This window comes from Methylobacterium frigidaeris (assembly GCF_022179185.1).
GTDB classification, from domain to species: Bacteria; Pseudomonadota; Alphaproteobacteria; order Rhizobiales; family Beijerinckiaceae; genus Methylobacterium; species Methylobacterium frigidaeris.
Genome location: NZ_BPQJ01000039.1, coordinates 1 through 18,880, shown reverse-complemented (window position 1 = coordinate 18,880; position 18,880 = coordinate 1). Strand labels below are relative to the sequence as shown.

Sequence of the window (18,880 nt, the reverse complement as noted above, 5' to 3'; positions counted from 1 at the left end):
CATCAGCGAGCCGGAGAGCAGCGTCACGCTCTCGTCGGCCGCATGGATGTGGGGCGTCACCAGGGTGTCGGCCGGAGACCTCACCCGCAGGGTGAACGGGCCGGGCTTGTCGGGATCGCTGCAGAGGATGCTGATCTCGCTGCCCCGCGGCAGGGAGGGCGGGGCGGGGCTCCATCGCACGGCCGCCTCGCCGGGCACCACGACCGTCCCGTGCCCGTCCTCGGCCCGCACCGGGTCCGCCGCCATGCCGAGGAGGCCGGCAGCGACGAAACCGACGGCCGCGCCCAGCCGCAGCGTTCCGCAGAACCGGCGACCGATGCTCGGAGCATCGATTGCACCAGGACTCGGGGTGAGCAGGGACGTCATGGCGCTGTCCTCCGGCCCGGGATCTCGACGGTGGATCTCAATCGGCAGACGCGATGCTGGGGATATTGTCCTCAGAGACAAGCACCCGTCGATCGTGCCGGCCGCCCGGACTTACGGACCCGGCCGCGACGGGGAGGCAGTCGCCCCGTCTCCCTCACCCGCACCGAGCCAGGCCGCGTGGACCGCGCCGCGGGCGGTATCCGGCTTCGCGTCGCCGATGAAGATCACGACCGGGCCATGCGCGTCGCGGCGCGGGTCGTAGAAGTCGAGCAGGGCCGGGTAGCGGCGCTGGAAGAAGGACGGCGTCAGATCCTGGCGCGCGAGCAGGTGATCGATGACGACCTGATCGCCATGGACCGCATTCGGGACCGGGCCGCAGGATCCCGGTCGCATCCAGCGCTCGGGCTCGGCCGCGAAGGCCGCGTAGAGGGGGGCGAGCGCGTCGCCGTGCCAGCGCAGCAGCGCGCTCGAGACGCGTCCTTGATGAAAGTAATCCTCCAGCGCGGCGAGGCCGGGCTCGGCGAGCGCGTCGGCCGGCCCGGTCAGGACGGTGTCGAGGTCGCACAGGAGCGCCGTCCCCTCGGCGAGGCCGGGCCGGAACGCCTCCATCTTCGCCCACCAGGCCGGCCAATCGTGCCGCAGCGGCACCCGCTCGACGCCCGCGACGGCGAGGGGCAGATCGGTGAGGCAGAGGATCCGCCGGAAGGCCGGCGCGTGGCGCCGCACGCCGCGGGCCAGGCGCGCGACCCAGGCCGCGTCGTAGCGGCCGCCGCTCTTCAGGACGGTGATCAGCGTGGCCATGGGGAAGAGGTCATCCGTCGGTCGGGGGAGGGTGCAGACGCAGCCGGCCGGCCGCCGCGGCTTGGGTGAACCAGGCGCGCTCGGCCGCCCAGGGGTGGCCGGGCCAGCCGGCGAAGCCGAAGCCGTGGGCCTCGATCGCGGGGGCGCCCGCCGGGCGCCCGGCGAGGAGGGCGAGCGCCACGAGGAAGCCGGTGCTCGGGTTCGGCCGGCCGCCGGCGTGACGGCCGAGCGCGCGCCGCGCCTCGTCGTGGAGCGCCTCGGGCAGGATGTGGACCGGCCTGCCGAGTGGGCGCAGCATCGCCAGCGCCTCGCGGGTGAAGCAGACCGGCTCGGGGCGGTTGTGCTCCTCCGGCAGCATCGGGAATGGCAGCACGAAGGCCCGGGCCTGCCGGACCACCGGGCGGTCGAGGAAGCCCGGATCGGCCAGCCATTCGCGCATCTGCCCGCCGCGATTGACCAGGGCGAGATGCGTGACGCGCGATCCTGTCCGGCCGCCGAAGCCCGGCGCGTTGTTGAAGCGCAGGACGGTCGCCGCCGCGTCGACCACGCCGGCGTCGGTCCCGGGCGCGTTGCCCACGAGGGCGACCGAGCCGAGATCGGACAGGCCCGGCCAGGCCGCGCGAAGGGGGTCGACGTCGTCGCTCACGCGCGGCAGATGTCTCGGCGACAGAGGACTGGCGACGGGGATGCGTCGGATGGACCCCGGAGGTATGGCGCCGGGCCCGCGCGACCAGCCCCGACCGGTACGGAACCGAGCGATGCCCGCCACGATCTCCTCGCGCCGCTGCTTCCTCTGCGGTGCCGCCATGCTGGCGCCAAGCGCCCGCCGCCTGATCGACCGCCACGGGCGCGAGCGCGCCTTTCCGGTGGCCTGCGAGTCCTGCGGCGTCCTGACGGAGCGGGGCGCGGACCCGGCCGAGAGCTGGCGCGACCTCAGCCGTCGCCTCGCTGCGCCGACCTTCGTGCCCGATCCGGACGCGCCCTACGGCCTCGACATCTACACCCTGCGCATCGCCGCGACCCGCCTCGGCCGCGGTCTGCGCCCGTGCGGGCCGGAGGACCGCGCCGCGTTGCTGGCGCCGCACAGCCCCCGGGCGGCGCAGGGCCAGCTCTACGATCTCGCGGAGGGGCGCCCCGTCTCCCTCGGCCTGCTCTGTCGTCCGGCGGAGCTCGACGCGGTGCTCGCCGGCCTCGCGCGACGGGCGGGCTGGACCGACGATGTGGCGATCCTCGTCGACGGCGAGGCCGTCCCGCCCCGCGCGGTGACGGTCGAAGGGTTCGCAGACGGCGCGGTGCGGGTGGCTGGCCGCCCCCTCGCGGGCGACTTCGCCGCGCAGCGCAACGCCCTGCAGGACCTGGCGCGCCACGGCTGGATGCTGCAGCTCGACGCCGACGAGACGTTCGACCTCGACACCGGCCGGCTGCTGCCCGCCCTCGCGGCACTGGCCGAGGACGGCGACGTCGTCTCGATCGGGCTACCACGGCGCAACCGCGTCGACGGGATCCTGTCGGACGTCTACCCGGACGTGCAGTACCGGCTGAACCGGACCTCCGTGCGCTATGCCGGCCGCGTCCACGAGCGGCCGGCCCTCGATGGCGGCTGGCGCCGCAGCTTCATCGCCCTGCACGGCGCGATCGACCACGCCCTGAGCCTCGCTCATGTCCAGGCACGCTCGCGAACCTACGAGGCGCTCGATCCCGGGCGCGGGCGGATCGAGGAAGAGGAGGCGCTGCGGCGGCCCTACCAGGAGTGAGGACCGGCCGCCGCGATCGCCCGCTGGTAGACATCAAGCGTCTCGCGCCCCAGGCTCGCCCGGGTGAAGCGTCCCGCCGCCGCGAGGGCGCGGGCGCGGTAGGCCCGGCGCAGGGCGGGATCGCGCAGGAGCGGGCGCAGGGCCTCGGCCAGGGCCGGGCCGGTGGCGGCGGCCGCGAGCGGACCCGCATCGGGCGCGCCGACGAAGGCGCGGGCGCTGGCATCCTCCGTGCAGGCCACGACCGGGCGGCCATAGGCCAGGGCCTCCTGGTAGACGAGGCCGAAGCTCTCGTAGCGCGAGGGCGCCAGGACCGCGTGCGCCGCCGCATAGGCTTCGGCCAGCGCCGCGGCATCGATCCGGCCGCGGGCGTGGAGGCACCGCCGCGCCGCCTCGGGCAGGTCCGCCGGCAGGTCCTCCGCCGGCACCCCGACGAGGTCGAGCCGGAAGGGCGGCACCTCGCCCCTGTCCTGTTCCGCGGCGAGGATCGCGACCGCGGCGACGAGGGCGTCGAAGCCCTTGCGCGCCTCCGCACGCCCGACGAAGAGCAGCCGCACCGGCGCCTCCGCCTCCGGATAGGGAGCGTCCCGGGCGCCCGCTGCGATCTCCGGCGGCAGGCTGAGGCCGATCACCGCGGCGGGCTGCCGGCCGGAGAGGCGGTAGGCCCGCGCGATCACCGCCTCGTGCGCCGCGGTGTTGGCGATGAGGCCGGCGCTCCCGCGCGCCTGGCGCCGCTCGAGGGCGTCGGCGCTCCAGCCGTCGAGGCGGTCGCGCAGGGTCGGCGCGGGGCCGCGGGTGAAGGCGGCCGGCGTCGAGGAGCGCGTCACCAGCGGCAGGTCCCGGCGCCCGGCGAGCAGCACCGCCGGCGCATACCAGTTCGTCGCCTCGACGACGTCGAAGGGCGCGCGGGCATGGGCGGCGAGGACCGCGCGGCGGAAGGCGAGCGGCGCGGCGAGGTGGCCGACCGAGCCCCGGAGGCGCAAGCGCGCGAGGCCTCCCGCCGGTGGCAGGGCGATCCCCGCGAGCGCGACGCCCCCGACCCGCTCGGTGACCGACCGGTCGAGGGTGAACACCGTCACGTCGGCGCCGGCCTCGGACAGACTCTCGGCGATCTCCCGGGCCGCGGTCGAGAGGCCGCTCGGGGCCGGCGGGTAGTCCCAGGCGAGGAGGGCGGTGCGCATCAGGGCTCAAGCAGGCACCAGTAGAGGGCGAGGTAGTCCCGCGCCATGCGCTCGGCGGTGAACCGCTCCTCGAAGCGGCGGCGCACCCCGGCCCGGTCGATCTCCCCGACCCGGGCGAGCGCCGCCACGGCCTCCTCCTCGGACGAGACGACGAAGCCGGTCAGCCCATCCTCGACGATCTCCGGCACCGAGCCGCGGTTCCAGGCGATCACCGGGGTGCCGCAGGCCATCGCCTCGATCATCACGAGGCCGAACGGCTCCGGCCAGTCGATCGGGAACAGGAGCGCGGCGGCGCCGGAGAGGAGCGCGCCCTTGGCCGCGTCGTCGACGGGACCGAGATAGACCGCGTCCTTGGCGAGCAGCGGGCGCACCGCGCGGTCGAAGTAGCCCGGGTTGCCGACATCGATCGTGCCGCCGAGCCGGATCGGCAGGCCGGCGGCCCGCGCCACCCGGATCGCGGTGTCGGGCCGCTTCTGGTCGGTCATCCGGCCGACGAAAGCGAGGTACGAGCCCGGCGCCAGGGAGGCGGCGTAGCGATCCCGGTCGATGCCGTGATGGACCGTACCGGCCCGGTTCGCGGCCGGGATGCCGGCCCCTTGCGCCGCCGAGATCGCCGCCACCGGGAGATCCGGAAACCCCTCGAAGAACAGGGCCCGGTCGAGCTCGTCGACCCGCCAGTGGATCGTCGTCAGGCTGCGGCGCCGCCGCTCCCCGAGGAGGGCGGCATGCGCGAACTCGCCGTGGCAATGGACGATGTCGAACGCGTCGAGGTGCCGGCGGAGGGCCTCGAGCTGCAGGGCGTCGAGCGCCGCCGGCACTCCGGGCGCGACGCTGCCGTAGCGACGTTCCAGGGCCGCGAGGCTCGGATGGGTACCAATGCGGGGTAAGTCTGTCGCACTGTCCGAAGGGGCGAACAGCGTTACCTCCGCACCCAAGCTTCGCAGCGCCGTGCTGAGGTCGTGAATGACCCGCTCCGTGCCGCCGTGATGTTCCGGGGGAATGGGAAAGATGTTCGGGGCGACTTGTGCGACGCGGATCACGAAATATACCTCACCTGATTCGTCCTGTCCTTCGGACCCGTCCGCTGCGGCAGCGTCCTGATGTTCGTTCTTCACATCGCCCTGCAGGGCTGCCTGCGCGGGCGGGACGTGGTGTACGGGCTCACCGCCGATACCGGCGGTCATATCCGCTACCTGCTCGACCTCGTCGCCGCCTCGGCGCAGGACCCCGGGATCGACCGGATCGTGGTGGCGACGCGCCGGTTCGACGGCCCGCCCGGGCCCGATTACGCCGTGCCCGAAGAGCATCTCGGCGACAAGATCGCGCTCGTCCGATTGGCGAGCGCGTCCCCGGGCTACCGCACCAAGGAGGAGATGCACGCGGAGGTCGCGAGCTTCGCCGAGAGCCTGATCGCCTGGATGACTCAGCAAGGCCGGGCTCCCGACCTGATCCACGCCCATTACGCCGATGCCGCCGCGGTGGCGGCGATCGTGGAGGAGAGGCTCGGGCTCCCGTTCGTGTTCACCGCCCATTCCCTCGGCCGGGTCAAGGCGTCGATGCTGGGCGAGGGAGCCGCGGACCGTCCCGAGCTCGCCCGCCGGATCGTCACCGAGGAGCGGGCGCTCGCCCGCGCGAGCCTCGTCATCGCCTCCTCCCGCGACGAGGCGGAGGTGCAGTATGCCGGCTACGCCGCCTACGATCCGGGCCGGGTCCGCGTTCTGCCGCCGGGCAGCGACCTCGCCCGCTTCGCCGACAGCCGGCCCGATCCGCGGGTCGACGCCACGATCGCACGCTTCCTGCACGATCCCGGCAAACCGGTGCTGCTCGCGCTCGCCCGCCCGGTAGCGCGCAAGAACCTCGCTTCCCTGGTCCGGGCCTACGGCGAGAGCACGGGCCTCCAGGCGCGGGCGAACCTCGTCATCGTCGCCGGCAGCCGCCAGGATATCGACGCGCTCGACGGCGACATGGCCGGCACGATGCGCGACCTCCTGGTACTCATCGACCGCTACGACCTCTACGGCCGCATCGCCTATCCGAAGACCCACCGGCCCGAGGACGTGCCGGCGCTCTACGCCCATGCCCGGGAGCGCGGCGGCCTGTTCGTCAATCCGGCCTTGAACGAGCCCTTCGGCCTGACCCTGCTCGAGGCCTCCGCCGCCGGCCTGCCCCTCGTCGCCACTGACAGCGGTGGTCCCAACGACATCGTCGAGACCTGCGGCAACGGGCTCCTGGTCGATCCGCGCGACCCCGACGCCATCGCGGCGGCCTGTACGCGCATCCTGGACGACCCGGCCTTCTACGCGGCCTGCGTCGCCGGCGGCGCGCGGGCGGCGGCGGCCTATGACTGGGACCGGCACGCCGTGCGCTACCACGCGTTGCTGCGGGCGCTGCACTCACCCGTGCCGCCCTTGCGGGCGCCGCGCCAGCTCCTCATCTGCGACATCGACAACACGCTCGTCGGCTGCGAGGCGGCTCTCGGCACCTTCCGGCGCTGGCGCAGCCGGCAGGCCTCGCTGGCCTTCGGGGTCGCGACCGGGCGCTCGTTCCACAGCGCGATGGCGGTGCTGGAACAGCAGGACAGTCCGCGGCCGCAGGTGATGATCACCTCGGTCGGCTCCGAGATCTACCACCTCGACGCCAACGGCGTGACCTACACGGCGGATGCCGCCTGGCGCGAGACGGTCTGCGCCGGCTGGGAGCGGGAGCGTCTCCGCGCCGCGCTCGCCGGCCTCGATGGGCTCGTACCCCAGGGCCCGCTGGAGCAGCGGGCGTTCAAGCTGAGCTATTTCGGCGACGTGGCGGCCGCCCAGCGGGTCCGCGCCCGCCTCGCTCGCGCCGGCCTGCGCGCCTCGGTGATCCACAGCCACGGCCGCTACCTCGATGTCCTGCCGGAGCGGGCCTCGAAGGGCACCGCCGTCGATCACGTCCGCGCCCTCTACCGCCTGCCAGAGCGGGCGGTGTTCGTGGCGGGGGATTCGGGCAACGACATCGAGATGCTGCGCGCCCGCGCCCAGGCGATCATCGTGGCGAACTACTCCGACGACCTCGCCGGCCACGCGGCGCTCCAGCATTCCTACGTCGCCCGGGCTTCGCATGCTCGCGGCATCATCGAGGGCGTGGCGCATTTCCGCCGGGCGCTCGCCCAACCTGCCGAGTCTCATGCCGGCTGACTCCAGCGTGCTCACCCTGGTGCGCGGCCGGGCCGACCGGCTGCGCAACCTGATGCGCGGCCTCGCCCGCCAGACCGTGCGCCCGCGCGAACTGGTGATCGCGTGGATGCAAGCAGCGACGGCCCCCGACCTGCCCGATCCCGGCTGCCCGGTCCGCCACCTGCACGTGCCGGGCGAGCCGATGCCGCTCGCCGCTGCCCGCAACCGGGCGGCGGAGGCGGCCTCCGGCGACCTCCTGGTCTTCCTCGACGTCGACTGCATCCCGGGCACCGGTCTCGTCGCGGCCTATGCGCGAGCCGCATCGCAGACCGACGGCCTGTTCCTCGGCGAGGTCCTGTACCTGCCGCCCGGCCTCGCCCCGCTCGACGACGCGGATCTCGACCGGCTCGGCCGCACCCACCCGGCCCGGCCCCCAGTGCCGGAGACCGGGCTCCGGCCGGAGCCCGATTCCGGCCAGCTCTGGGGTCTGTCCTTCGCCTTGGCCGCGCGGGCCTGGGGCGCGGTCGGCGGCATGGACGAGGCCTATGCCGGCTATGGCGGCGAGGAGACCGACCTCGCCGCCCGCCTTAAGGCGGGCGGCCTGCCGACCTTCTGGGTCGCCGGGGCGCGGGCCTATCACCAGCACCATCCGGTCCACGTGCCGCCTCTCCAGCACTTCGCGCCGATTCTCGCCAACGCGGCGCGCTTCCGGGCCCGGCACGGGCGCTGGTGCATGACCTACTGGCTCGGCCAGTTCCGCGACGCCGGCCTGATCGCCTGGGACGAGGGGGCGGAGGCGATCCGCCTGCTGCGCCACCCGACGGAACCTGAGATCGCCGCCGCCCTGCGGCCCGACGCCCTGTTCTCCTGACTTGCCGATTCTCCTGACTTGCCGAGCGACTTGCCGAGTGACTTGCCGAGTGACCATGAAGAAGCCGATCGCGTTCTTCGTCCACCATCAGGGCCGCGGCCACGCCAACCGCACGATGGCGGTGGCGGCGGAGTTCGCCCGCGACCGCCCGGTCTCGGTGCTGACCGCGGGCCCCCACCTGTTCGACGGCTTCACCCGCGACGTCGAGATCGTGGCTCTGCCGAACATGATCGGCGCCGCCGTGCCGACCCCGCGCCTCTACGCCGAGCCGACGCCGCAGGTGATGCATTGCGTCCCCCTCGGGCTCGCCGAGATGCGCCGGACGATGCGCCAGATCCTCGACCACCTCGACGAGCGCGGCATCGGCCTCTTCGTCGTCGACGTCTCGGCGGAGATCGCGCTGCTCTCGCGCATCGCCAGCGTGCCGGCGGTGCAGATCCGGATGCACGGCGACCGCCAGGATATCGGCCATGTCGGGTCCTACGAGGCCTGCGTCGGGATGCTGGCGCCGTTCGACGCCAGCCTCGAACAGGATGACTACCCCGCGCATCTCCGCGCCAAGACCTTCTACAGCGGCGGCCTGTGCACCAGCGTCAACCGGGTGCCGGACCGGGAGGAGGCGCGGGCGCGGCTCGGCCTCGACCCGGAGCGCGAGATCGTCGTGGCGGTCACCGGCGGCGGGGGCAGCGGCACGCCCTACGCGCCGCTCACGGTCGCCGCCCGCGCGGCGCCCGACGCCCTGTGGCTGACCCTCGGGCCGACCCACCGCGAGGGCCACGAGACCGACTTCTCCAACCTGCGCGAGCTCGGCTGGGTGCCCTCGGTCACCGAGTACCTGGCGGCGGCCGACATCGTGGTCGCCTCGGCCGGCGACAACACCGTGCACGAGGTCGCCCGGGTCGGCGGCCGCCTGATCGTGATGCCGGAATGGCGCTATTTCGGCGAGCAGACCCGCAAGGCCGAGGCCCTGGTGCGCCTCGGCGCCGCGGTCCAGGCGCCGGTCTGGCCCGGCGACCTCCAGGGCTGGCGCGACCTCCTGGCCCGCGCCCGCGCCCTCGACGGGGCCGCCCTGCGGAGCCTCTACGCGCCGGACGCCGCCGCCCGCGCCGCCGGCTGGCTCGAAGGCCTGACCGACGAGCTCTGGCAGGACGCGGCCGCGCTCGGCCCCCTGCGCGTCGTCGCGGCCGGCTGAACTCACCGCATTCCCGCCTTCCGTCCCACTTGCCGGAGCCGAGAGCCCGCATGTCCACCGTCTCCGTCGTGACCCTGGCGAAGGGCCGCCCGGCCCACCTGGCGAACGTCCTGCGCGGCCTGGTGCGCCAGACGCACAAACCCGCCGAGTTCATCGTCGCGGTGATGCAGGACGATCTCTACGATCTTCCGCAAGCCGCGTTCCCGGTGCGCCAGATCCGGGTGCCGGGCGAGGCGCTGCCGCTCGCCGCCGCGCGCAACCGCGGCGTCGCGGCCGCGACCGGCGACGCGATCGTCTTCCTCGACGTCGACTGCATCCCGGCGCCCGACCTCGTCGCCGATTACGCGCAGGGCCTCGCCACCCTCGACGGCCTGCTGATGGGCGAGGTGCTGCACCTGCCCGAGCACGCCGCGGCCGGGGACTGGACCTACGAGGGTCTGGCCAGGGTCGCGGAAAAGCACTCGGACCGCCGCGGCCCTCCGGCCTCCGGCCTCGAGATCTGCCACGACTACCGCTGCTTCTGGTCGCTCAACTTCGCGATCCGGCGCGCCACCTTCCTCGCCGCCGGCGGCTTCGACGAGCGCTATACCGGCTATGGCGGCGAGGACACCGATTTCGGCAAGGCGCTCGACCAGCGTGGCCTGCCGATCGCCTGGATGAAGGGCGGGCTCGCCTATCACCAGTACCACCCGCACCACATGCCGCCGGTCCACCACCTCGACAGCGTGGTGCGCAACGCGGAATTGTTCGAGGCCAAGTGGGGCTACCGCACCATGGGGCACTGGCTCCACGCCTTCCGGGTGATGGGGCTGATCGACGACACGCCGGACCGGCCGATCCGCATCCTGCGCCGCCCGGATGCCGACGACCTCGCGCTCACCGGCCAGCAGGGCCACCAGCCCTACACCAATTCCGCGTCCGTGATCCGCGCCATCGAGGCCCGCGAACAGCCCGTCCCCGTCTCGGTGCCAGCGTGAGGATCGCGCTCCTCGCTCATCTGCGCCACCCGATCGCGCCGCCCTTCGCGGGCGGCCTGGAGGCCTGTTGCTGGCACCTCGCCGAGGGGCTGACCGCGCGCGGCCACGAGGTCGTGCTGTTCGCCTCCGGCGACAGCGACCCGCGCTTCTCCCTCGATCCGGTGAGCCCGGTCCACCACGAGAAGCGCTTCCCGGGCCTCGAGCACCGGGGCGACCCCGGCCTCAAGGCCCATGTCGACGCGGCCTACGCGGCCGCCTGCGACCGGATCGCCGCCGGGGGCTTCGACGTCCTGCACAACAACTCCTTGAGCCGGCTGCCGCTGGAGCGGCGACGCACGCGGTCGGTCCCCACCGTCACCTCGCTGCACGCGCCGCCCTACGACGCCCTGCGCTGGTTCGTCCACGACAGCCCCGCGCCGACCCACCGCCTCACCGCGACCTCGGCCGCGCATCTCCGGGCCTGGTGGCCGGAGGGCGCCCCGCGCGAGGCCTCCGTCCTGCATAACGGCATCGATCCCGCCGCGTGGCCCTATGCCGAGCGAGGCGACGGCTCCGCCGCGTGGAGTGGACGCGTCGCACGCGTGAAGGGCGCGCACCTCGCGATCGCGGCAGCGCGGCGCGCCGGCCTGCCCCTGACCCTGTTCGGCCCGGTCGAGGAACCGGATTACTGGGAGCGCGCGATCGTCCCGCAGCTCGGCGGACCGATCCGCTACGGCGGCCACCTGCCCGGGCCGGCGCTCGCCGCCGAGCTCGGCCGCGCCTCGGTGTTCCTGTTCACCCCGTGCTGGGACGAGCCGTTCGGCCTCTCGGCGATCGAGGCGATGGCCTGCGGCCTGCCGGTCGCCGGCTTCACCCGGGGCGCGGCCCAGGAGGTCGTCGGCGAGGCCGGCTGCCTCGTCCCGTCCGAGGACGACGCGGCCCTGGCGGATGCGATCCCGGCGGCGCTCGCCATCCCGCGCCGGGTCCCGCGCGAGCGGGTTCTGCGCCTGTTCACCCGCGACCGCTGGCTCGACCGCTGCGAGGCCCTCTATGCCGAGGCCCGTGCCGGCGCCGCGCTCCCCCCGTCACCCGCACCGCGAGCCGCACCATGACCCGCCAGACGATCATCGACGCGCTGTGGCACGGCCGCGACCCCTTCGCGAACCCGCCGGAGACCTTACGCCCCCTCGACCTCCAGGGCTGGCGCAGCGTCCATCCCTACCTCGACGAGGCGGTGCAGGAGTGGCGCCCCGGCGTGGTCGTCGAGATCGGCACCTGGAAGGGCGCGAGCGCGCTCCATCTCGCCCGGACGATGGCCACGAGCGGCGTTCCCGGCACGGTGATCGCGGTCGATACCTGGCTCGGCGCCGTCGATCACTGGGCGGATCCGGCTTTGTTCGCGGAACTCGTCGTCGAGAACGGCTATCCGAGCCTCTACCGCACCTTCCTGGCCAACGTCCTGCGCGAGGGCATGGCCGACCGGATCGTGCCGCTTCCGCTCGACTCGGTGAACGCCGCCGAGCTGATGCGCCTGCGCGGCGTCACCGCCGACGTGATCCACCTCGATGCCGGGCACGAGGAGGCCTCGGTGGCGGCCGACCTCCGGGCGTGGTGGCCCGTCCTGCGCCCCGGCGGGCTGTTCATCGCCGACGATTACGACCGCCTCGGGGGTCAGTTTCCCGGCGTCGGCCGCGCCGTCGATGCGTTCTGCGCGGAACGCGGGCTCGAGGGACCCTGGTCGTTCAAGGGCAAGGCCAAGTTCCTCAAGCCGGGTTCGGCGGGGTGACCACCCGCCGGAACGCATCTGGTCATGCTCTCGTTTGCTTGAGGCCCCCACACGGGGAGCAGACGAAACGGGAGCGCGCCATGGCCGTCGATAAGGACCGCGTTGAGGGCTCCGCCACGAACCTGGGTGGCAAGGTCAAAGAAGGTGCTGGCAACCTGGCCGGCGATGAGAAGCTGAAGAAAGAGGGCATCGCCGATCAGGTGAAGGGCAAGGTCCAGAATGCCGTAGGCGGCATCAAGGACGCCTTGAAGGGCAAATAGTTAGATCAAAAATCCCTCTCGCGCCAGATTGCGAGTCGTGAGAGGGAATTTCATGAACAGCATAATTTATGACATCATATCGACACCCTTGTTAGATGATGAATTTTAACCAACCAACCGAACAGTTATTGCCATCCATTAGTTGCATTCTCCCATCAAAGCTCGACCAGCGTTCACAGGCGCTTATGCGGCCTTTAGGATTGGAAGTTGACCCCGCTGGTGGGCTTCGACACACGCGGCAGCCCACTCAAGAGCCTCCTCAGGCGCCGCGAAGGTCAACGAAGTGCCCACGTGGTGGCATGGGCCAAACGCGGCTTCCAAGCACCAGCGTCCCCAAAGCGTACCGTCAAGTTCGTCATCACGCTCGACGCGGACCAAGACAGCGACCAGCTTGTTGTCCACGAACAAGAGGTAACCCTGCTCGTCAGGGCTGGCGGTGTTCACCAGAAGGGGCTCACACCGAGTGGTGGGTGTGGTCATCGACCTACCTACGATCCATCAAACGTGCACTGTCATATTGTGGGCGTTCAAACTCCGTATTAACAAATGACATACAATCAGCCAAAGGTACAACCATGCCAGTGGCCGCCTGGAAGCTCGCAATCTAAGCCGGCGCGTCAACCAGAAGCTTGGCGAGACTGGGAGCGATACGAGCGCTTTTGGGGGACGCGGCACTCGTGACACGGCGTCACGCAGAAACGCTGGGCTGAGCCTGTCCGCGGTGAAGCCCGCCCACCGCCTCGGCCTACTTGCGAGGAACCTCAACGTCTGCCGTCAGCCTTGCGAGTTCCTGGGCCACCCCCTCGCGAGTATTCCCCGCGCCGTAGCCAAAACGCACATGGCCTCTACCTCCCCCTGTTCATCATAGCGGAGGTGACGATGCCTGAAGATGGCAAAAAGCCCGATCCCGAGATACCGCCCGCAACTGACCCGACAGGTATTGGGCCGCCTCCCGCAGGCGCCAAGATCAGCCCAGATGGGATAGTTACCTCTGAAACCAATGGGGCCGACGCGTCCCCTGACAAAGCTGGAAGCTAACTGTCCGACAGCAGAACGCCCGCCTGAGGGATAGGACCTTGGCGGGCGTGCTGCAATCGAGGAGATTACGAGATGACGCCGTCTCGCGTGAGCCCAATACCGTCCAACTCGGACGGTTCCGCCTTGGTGCGATGGCATACCGAAGGGCCAGAATGGAGGCCGAGGGCGATGCAGTGATCGCAACAGCTAGAGAGACAGGGAACGCCTTGAGCGTGATGAGTGTTGGAGGGCATCAGCGAGGGTATAGCACCACATGGATATTTGGCGCCTCATCGAACGCGATCATGCAAACATCAACCAGCTCGTCCGTGAAATCCCTAACGCGTTAAACGGCACTGGCGTTATACGCAGTCGAGAGCGGCTTTTAGCCGACCTGATGGACGAGTTGCGCTCTCATGGCATTGCGATAGATGCGAGCCTTCTAGCGCCACTACGGTCCCATGCCGAAGCGAAATCTCTGATTAATGAGCTTGCGGGTGAGCATGAGCAATTTACATCCCAGCTCGACAGCCTTTTGAAGTACCAGAATAAGGGCTCGGAGGGGTGGCTGAACACCTTTGAGGACGTGACTTATCTGGTGGACCAGCATCTCCATCGGCACAGAAACGAACTCTTGCCGATGGCTCGTCGTCTTCTCTCTCCTCAGGAGGTGATTACAGCAGCCTCGACGTTCATCCGCGCGAAGTCGGACGTGCTCCGAGCTGGCGGACGGGGCAGGCAGGCATCTGCGGGGTCAAGCGAGTTCTTCCTTGTTGCGGCGGTCGGCCTGGCTGCGGCTGGCGCGGCGCTGCTCGCGTGGCGCTTTGGTCTCCTTCGGGGCACTCAGGAGCTTGGACGCCAGAGCCGTAGAGATGACGGCGTGAACAGAGGGCAGCCCTTAGCTGATCTTGCTGCGGCCTCTGCGCCAGGAAACCGGACGCCTGGGGAAGACCTGAACAAGCGACAGGACCAGTTGCTGGACGAGGCTGTCGAGGAGACGTTCCCGGCGAGCGACCCCATCTCGCCGAAGCGAATCACGAAGTAGGCCGCTGTCGGAGTGGCGGGCCGGGTTGCCCCTTCTGATACGAGACCCGGCCCGCATGTGACGCCGACCGAGCGGCCGAGAGGCGGCAGGGCGGGTGTGACTGCCGGTCCAATGCTCTCCCGCTAGGCCGGTTCCAGGGCACCGGACGAGGGGCTGCCAGCCTAATCAGAGCCGTCGGACCTGGGCGGGTCCACCTCTCCCATCCAAAGATCTGCGAAGGTCAGCGTTGCCGGATACCTGGTCAGGCTGCCTTCGTTGCGCACGAGCACGGTGAAGGACGGCCTGTCGCCATCCTTCGGGATGGTGTCCCGTGCGATCGCAGGGAGAACGTGCATCGCCTTGTGCTCATAGCGGCTCGGCCCCATCGCATCCGCACAGGTCCGGATCAGCCGGAAGCCATCGTGAATGCCGAAGCAATCGCGGCCCGCACCCATCCTCTGCGCGCATGCTCAGGCTTGCAAACTCGTCGAGGCTTCAAGCGTTCGGTCAACTGGAGTGCTCTGATCGGATGATCATCTGGTCCAAGAGATTTTTTGGCGTCCTTCCGTCTTCTACCGCCGCGCCTTCGAACGGACGCGTTCGAAGGTGCCAGGCAAACCCGAACGGGCGCCGGCGCTGATGCGCCAGTCGCCTTCGCGTCGACACGGCGATGCGAAGGCGCGAGGATATTACGTGTGGATCACCCGCCCATACGCGTCGAGCACGCTCTCGTGCATCATCTCCGACAGGGTCGGGTGCGGGAAGACCGTGTGCATCAGCTCCTCCTCGGTGGCAATTAATCATTGAAAATCATCATCTTAGGGCAGGCTACCGCGGTTGAGGCTGAGTGACGAGAAAACATCGCTGAACACGCTTGGCACAAATTTGTCACAGCGAGTGCAGCAATGGCATCGTTTCGAAAGCGTCAGGGTAGTTGGCAGGTTCAGGTCCGAAGGAAGGGAGCGCCGTTGGTTACCCGGACGTTCGCCTCCAAATCAGATGCTCAAGCGTGGGCGAGGCAGATCGAGACCGAGGCGGATCGAAGGGGGCTGCCTACTGACCGCAAAGCCTTGGACCGGATGACCGTAGGCGACATCCTCGCGCGCTATAGAGACACCGTCACTCCGACTAAGAGGGGAGCAGTCCGGGAGGGGATGGCGATACGGGTGCTCATGAAGCACGGACTGGCGAAGGTGCCTTTGAGCAGCCTGACAGTGGCCAAGGTAGCGGCTCACCGGGATCTCAGGCTGAAGACCGTGAAGCCAGCGAGCATAAATCGGGAACTGGCACTCTACAGCCACGCCTTCGAGGTAGCCCGGAAGGTGTGGGACATACCGATTTCCGAAAACCCGTTCGCACTCGTCACCAAACCCAAGGTGGCCGATGAACGCTCAAGGCGGTTGGAGACGGGGGAATGGGAGATGCTGCGCGAGGCGTGCCGTCGATCCCGTAACCCACACCTGCTGCCGATGGTCGAGTTCGGGCTTGAGACGGCTATGAGGCGAGGGGAGGTGCTGCGACTTCGGTGGAGGGACATCGATTGGACTCGGCGCACCCTGCACATCCCGAAGGCCAAGAACGGTCATCCCCGGACCATCCCGCTTACGAGTCGGGCCTTGAGCCTGCTACGGGAGTTGAAGCCCGCGGAGGTAGTCCTGGATGAGGTGGTTTTCCCGACTACGGAAGATGCTGTGAAGATGGCTTGGCGTCGGGCTATGGGACGTGTCTCGTTGCCGGACTTCCGCTATCACGACCTAAGGCATGAGGCCGTTAGTAGGTTCTTCGAGATGGGCCTGAGCATCCCTGAGGTAGCCCTCATCAGTGGGCACCGGGATACTCGTATGCTGATGAGGTACACGCACCTGAGACCCGAAATCATTGCCGATAAGTTACAGAATATGCCCCGATCAACATAATTCATATTTAAGGCCGGCATTAACCCCCTGAAGAATCAGAGAATAGATTGAGTCTGCGGGAGACAGCAATAACAAGTGGACGCCAATCTCCCGTCTTTGATTAAAAAAAGCGTGTATCGGAGACTTATATCAAAGTGTCAATTACGGGAAATGCACGATCACTTCCGCCACCCGCATGTCTCGAAAAACACACTCTGTCACCCGTCTTGATTCTATTATTTCCATAATAGCTGTCAATATGAAAGAAAACGTCAGGTCCGTTATCTGCCTGAATGAATCCCTACGACGGGTTATCGAATTTTGATATTCTTCCAAACTCCCGAGTTTCAATCGGATAACACAACGATTCGCACATACTAACGACTTCATCCGCCGATGGACGTGCGGAAGGACTGGCGACAATACAAGAATGTACAATATTCATAATATCTTTGAACGCGGACGAAAATTGGGTTTTTCTAGACTGTGGTTGACTGTAACTAGGAACCTTAGCAGCAAGTATGGCGGGAACAGCTTTGAGGCCGGTACCAAAAGGCTTGGCGCCCGTTACGAGTTCATAGGTAAGTGCACCAAGTGACCAAATATCGGCCGGCTTGTCAGCGTTCTTGATATCATGAATTAGCTCAGGAGCCATGTATGGCAATGCACCAATCGCAGTCTGGGACGCCGTTAAACTTTCGTCACCGCCCTCGATTGCTTCTCCGAGCTCGTCTTCGACCATTTTTGCTATCCCAAAGTCAGTGATCTTTATTTCGCTGACGAAGGGACCATCAACGCTCATAATATTACTTGGTTTTAGATCGCGGTGAACAACTCCGACGTGATGGGATGCGGCGATTCCTTTCGCAAGACGGTGTACAATCTTACACACCCACAGAGGGTCAAACGATCTAAAATTATGCTTTAATAAAAATCCTAGATCCTTACCCTCAATGTGTTCTTCAATGAAGAACGAACGGTCATGCGCTTCTATATAGCCTAACGTCTTGGCGACATTAGAATGGTTTACTCTTGCGCTTACTACCGCACTACGGCGAAACCGTTTTAAAGCATGCTTATTTTTTGGGACCTTTAACGCGACGAAACGACGAAGCAGCTGATCTTCCGCAAGATATACTTCCTGCATTCCTCCTTCGTTTATGAATGATTTAACTTCGTATCTCTCAGCAATCATCTGTCCTATTAATTTTGTAGACTCGCTCATAGAGTTACCTCCGGATGAGAAACATCCATGGTGATCATTGTTCGTTGTGCTTTGGACAAAGGATTTCCAAGTACGATGACGCACGAAGCTGGCAGCTTCATACCGTCCGATGCTGGCAAATTGTTTATGTGCACAAAGCCAGAGGGAGTCACAACCCTGAAGTCGGTACCTGTATAGATAAGGCCGAGAGATCCTTGACCATCTACTTTGAGCTTAACAGATTTATTGGATGCATCTAGTTTGTACTTAGAACCGCGATAGGCGAGCAGAGCTCGGTGCTTCCCATTTAGAGCGCTGTGCGATCGGCCTGCAACGGCCAAGTTGGGTAGGGCGTTGGCTGGGTGAAGGAGCCGGCGATGACCTCACCCTTGTCCGTCGATCTGCGTGAGCGTGTGGTGTCTGCTGTCCTGGCGGGTGCGTCCTGCCGCCAGGCTGGCGCGCGGTTCGGCGTCAGCGCCGCCAGCGTCAGCCGCTGGCATGCCCGCCATCTCCGGGACGGCCACGTCCGGCCCAAGCCGATGGGCGGAGACCAGCGCTCGCAGGTCATCGAGGCTCACGCCTCGCGGATCCTGAGCCTGTGCGAGGAGCGCGGCAACATCGTGCTGTCGGAACTGCGCGACGCCTTGGCCGGGCAGGGCGTCACCACCAGCACCAGCAGCCTGTCGCGCTTCCTGGCTCGCCATCGCATCACCCGCAAAAAGGGGTTCTCCACGCTGCCGAGCAGGACCGGCCGGACGTAGCTAAGGCGCGCCAGGCGTGGTTCGAGGGTCAGCTCGATCTCGATCCGGACCGTCTGGTGTTCATCGACGAGACCGCAGCCTCGACCCGGATGGCGCGTCGCTACGGCTGGGCCCCGCGCGGCCAGCGCTGTCGCCTGCCGATGCCGTGCGGGCACTACAAGACCACCACCGTCACGGCGGCTCTGCGCACGAGCGGCCTGACGGCAACGGCCATCTTCGAGGGAGCCACCAACGGCCAGCGCTTCCTGGATTACGTCACAGACAGAGGAGCGAAGCAGGCTCCACTAGCACCATTTTTGTAAGAACACGTTGATCGAGGCTATATGGCCATCAACCGTTTCGCCACCCGCTTCCGACCGGCTGCATTCCAGTCCGCGGCCACTCAACCTGGATGCAATGGTGATGCCCTGGTGCACGCACCGGCTCTCTCTGAACATAATACCCACGGCCGGCTTCGATCGAACCACAGCAACACGATAAATGACTTCGATGCTAAAACCCCACGGCTGGACGCGATATCCAACAGGAAGGGCACTGACTGGCACTTCTCGACGAGGGATCACCTTCGGGATCTCAACGCACGTCGGCGAGACATGTCAGTCGTGGGAGGTATTGGTCAGCCCCCATCGGAGTGGTCCGCCCTGAAGTATGGCTTTGAGCCGACGG

General features: G+C 68.0%; 18 protein-coding genes and 1 pseudogene. 12 read left to right on the top strand and 7 right to left on the bottom strand.

Annotation, left to right across the window (positions count from 1 at the left end):
• Positions 1-477: 477 nt before the first annotated feature.
• On the bottom strand, positions 478-1,167 hold the full coding sequence (locus MFF64_RS27990; RefSeq protein ID WP_099899231.1) for a hypothetical protein: 690 nt from the start codon (positions 1,165-1,167) through the stop codon (positions 478-480).
• Between the two features lie 10 nt (positions 1,168-1,177).
• Positions 1,178-1,813, bottom strand: a complete 636-nt coding sequence (locus tag MFF64_RS27985; protein ID WP_099899229.1) for a glycosyltransferase family 29 protein — start codon at positions 1,811-1,813, stop codon at positions 1,178-1,180.
• Between the two features lie 112 nt (positions 1,814-1,925).
• Here MFF64_RS27985 and MFF64_RS27980 point away from each other — a divergent pair, with 112 nt between their 5' ends.
• On the top strand, positions 1,926-2,921 hold the full coding sequence (locus tag MFF64_RS27980; RefSeq protein ID WP_099899227.1) for a glycosyltransferase family protein: 996 nt from the start codon (positions 1,926-1,928) through the stop codon (positions 2,919-2,921).
• On the opposite strand, the gene MFF64_RS27975 is transcribed toward MFF64_RS27980, so the two are convergent.
• A complete protein-coding gene (locus MFF64_RS27975) occupies positions 2,909-4,099 on the bottom strand; it encodes a glycosyltransferase family 4 protein (protein ID WP_099899225.1) in 1,191 nt (396 codons plus the stop codon). The two genes, MFF64_RS27980 and MFF64_RS27975, sit on opposite strands and share 13 nt — an antisense overlap.
• Positions 4,099-5,139 carry a glycosyltransferase family 4 protein gene (locus MFF64_RS27970; RefSeq protein WP_099899223.1) on the bottom strand — a complete coding sequence of 347 codons (1,041 nt, stop codon included), beginning with the start codon at positions 5,137-5,139 and terminating at the stop codon, positions 4,099-4,101. Before MFF64_RS27970 ends, MFF64_RS27975 begins: the two co-directional genes overlap by 1 nt.
• Positions 5,140-5,199: 60 nt before the next feature.
• Here MFF64_RS27970 and MFF64_RS27965 point away from each other — a divergent pair, with 60 nt between their 5' ends.
• The 8 genes from MFF64_RS27965 to MFF64_RS27930 all read left to right on the top strand — a co-directional run bounded on the left by MFF64_RS27965 (position 5,200) and on the right by MFF64_RS27930 (position 14,375).
• A complete protein-coding gene (locus MFF64_RS27965; RefSeq protein WP_238192906.1) occupies positions 5,200-7,269 on the top strand; it encodes an HAD-IIB family hydrolase in 2,070 nt (689 codons plus the stop codon).
• A complete protein-coding gene (locus MFF64_RS27960) occupies positions 7,259-8,119 on the top strand; it encodes a glycosyltransferase family 2 protein (RefSeq protein ID WP_207767859.1) in 861 nt (286 codons plus the stop codon). Before MFF64_RS27965 ends, MFF64_RS27960 begins: the two co-directional genes overlap by 11 nt.
• 55 nt (positions 8,120-8,174) lie before the next feature.
• The gene (locus MFF64_RS27955) at positions 8,175-9,311 is read left to right on the top strand and encodes a glycosyltransferase (RefSeq protein WP_099899221.1); all 1,137 of its coding nucleotides are present in this window, start codon (positions 8,175-8,177) and stop codon (positions 9,309-9,311) included.
• A gap of 50 nt (positions 9,312-9,361) precedes the next feature.
• Complete coding sequence (locus MFF64_RS27950) at positions 9,362-10,288, top strand: glycosyltransferase (RefSeq protein ID WP_099899219.1); 927 nt, start codon at positions 9,362-9,364, stop codon at positions 10,286-10,288.
• Positions 10,285-11,379, top strand: a complete 1,095-nt coding sequence (locus MFF64_RS27945) for a glycosyltransferase (RefSeq protein ID WP_099899217.1) — start codon at positions 10,285-10,287, stop codon at positions 11,377-11,379. Before MFF64_RS27950 ends, MFF64_RS27945 begins: the two co-directional genes overlap by 4 nt.
• Positions 11,376-12,053: a class I SAM-dependent methyltransferase gene (locus MFF64_RS27940; RefSeq protein WP_099899215.1), complete on the top strand. Its 678-nt coding sequence runs from the start codon at positions 11,376-11,378 to the stop codon at positions 12,051-12,053. Before MFF64_RS27945 ends, MFF64_RS27940 begins: the two co-directional genes overlap by 4 nt.
• A gap of 80 nt (positions 12,054-12,133) precedes the next feature.
• Positions 12,134-12,313 carry a CsbD family protein gene (locus MFF64_RS27935; RefSeq protein WP_099899213.1) on the top strand — a complete coding sequence of 60 codons (180 nt, stop codon included), beginning with the start codon at positions 12,134-12,136 and terminating at the stop codon, positions 12,311-12,313.
• Positions 12,314-13,604: 1,291 nt separating this feature from the next.
• Positions 13,605-14,375: a hemerythrin domain-containing protein gene (locus MFF64_RS27930; protein ID WP_238192905.1), complete on the top strand. Its 771-nt coding sequence runs from the start codon at positions 13,605-13,607 to the stop codon at positions 14,373-14,375.
• 161 nt (positions 14,376-14,536) lie between these two features.
• Here MFF64_RS27930 and MFF64_RS27925 read toward each other — a convergent pair whose 3' ends face one another.
• Positions 14,537-14,809, bottom strand: a complete 273-nt coding sequence (locus MFF64_RS27925) for a hypothetical protein (protein WP_133123144.1) — start codon at positions 14,807-14,809, stop codon at positions 14,537-14,539.
• A gap of 513 nt (positions 14,810-15,322) precedes the next feature.
• On the opposite strand from MFF64_RS27925, the gene MFF64_RS27920 reads away from it, so the two are divergent.
• Positions 15,323-16,270 carry a site-specific integrase gene (locus MFF64_RS27920; protein WP_238192904.1) on the top strand — a complete coding sequence of 316 codons (948 nt, stop codon included), beginning with the start codon at positions 15,323-15,325 and terminating at the stop codon, positions 16,268-16,270.
• A 124-nt stretch (positions 16,271-16,394) separates the two neighbouring features.
• On the opposite strand, the gene MFF64_RS38205 is transcribed toward MFF64_RS27920, so the two are convergent.
• Both MFF64_RS38205 and MFF64_RS27915 read right to left on the bottom strand, forming a co-directional pair.
• The gene (locus tag MFF64_RS38205) at positions 16,395-16,544 is read right to left on the bottom strand and encodes a S1 domain-containing protein (protein ID WP_369010722.1); all 150 of its coding nucleotides are present in this window, start codon (positions 16,542-16,544) and stop codon (positions 16,395-16,397) included.
• A gap of 6 nt (positions 16,545-16,550) precedes the next feature.
• Entirely contained in the window at positions 16,551-17,474 is a 924-nt protein-coding gene (locus tag MFF64_RS27915) for a serine/threonine-protein kinase (protein WP_238192903.1), read from the bottom strand.
• 356 nt (positions 17,475-17,830) lie between these two features.
• Here MFF64_RS27915 and MFF64_RS27910 point away from each other — a divergent pair.
• Positions 17,831-18,477: pseudogene (locus MFF64_RS27910) on the top strand (IS630 family transposase); the annotation flags it as partial.
• Positions 18,478-18,537: 60 nt separating this feature from the next.
• Positions 18,538-18,880, top strand: a 343-nt coding sequence (locus MFF64_RS27905; protein WP_238192902.1) for a hypothetical protein, incomplete at its 3' end; no start/stop codon positions are given.

Excerpts from the sequence above, each read along its gene's own strand:
- MFF64_RS27930 (WP_238192905.1), top strand. The coding sequence starts at position 13,605 with ATGGATATTTGGCGCCTCATCGAACGCGATCATGCAAACATCAACCAG.
- MFF64_RS27925 (WP_133123144.1), bottom strand. The coding sequence starts at position 14,809 with ATGGGTGCGGGCCGCGATTGCTTCGGCATTCACGATGGCTTCCGGCTG.
- MFF64_RS27955 (WP_099899221.1), top strand. The coding sequence starts at position 8,175 with ATGAAGAAGCCGATCGCGTTCTTCGTCCACCATCAGGGCCGCGGCCAC.
- MFF64_RS27980 (WP_099899227.1), top strand. The coding sequence starts at position 1,926 with ATGCCCGCCACGATCTCCTCGCGCCGCTGCTTCCTCTGCGGTGCCGCC.
- MFF64_RS27965 (WP_238192906.1), top strand. The coding sequence starts at position 5,200 with ATGTTCGTTCTTCACATCGCCCTGCAGGGCTGCCTGCGCGGGCGGGAC.
- MFF64_RS27915 (WP_238192903.1), bottom strand. The coding sequence starts at position 17,474 with ATGAGCGAGTCTACAAAATTAATAGGACAGATGATTGCTGAGAGATAC.
- MFF64_RS27935 (WP_099899213.1), top strand. The coding sequence starts at position 12,134 with ATGGCCGTCGATAAGGACCGCGTTGAGGGCTCCGCCACGAACCTGGGT.
- MFF64_RS27960 (WP_207767859.1), top strand. The coding sequence starts at position 7,259 with ATGCCGGCTGACTCCAGCGTGCTCACCCTGGTGCGCGGCCGGGCCGAC.
- MFF64_RS27990 (WP_099899231.1), bottom strand. The coding sequence starts at position 1,167 with ATGGCCACGCTGATCACCGTCCTGAAGAGCGGCGGCCGCTACGACGCG.
- MFF64_RS27940 (WP_099899215.1), top strand. The coding sequence starts at position 11,376 with ATGACCCGCCAGACGATCATCGACGCGCTGTGGCACGGCCGCGACCCC.
- MFF64_RS27975 (WP_099899225.1), bottom strand. The coding sequence starts at position 4,099 with ATGCGCACCGCCCTCCTCGCCTGGGACTACCCGCCGGCCCCGAGCGGC.
- MFF64_RS27950 (WP_099899219.1), top strand. The coding sequence starts at position 9,362 with ATGTCCACCGTCTCCGTCGTGACCCTGGCGAAGGGCCGCCCGGCCCAC.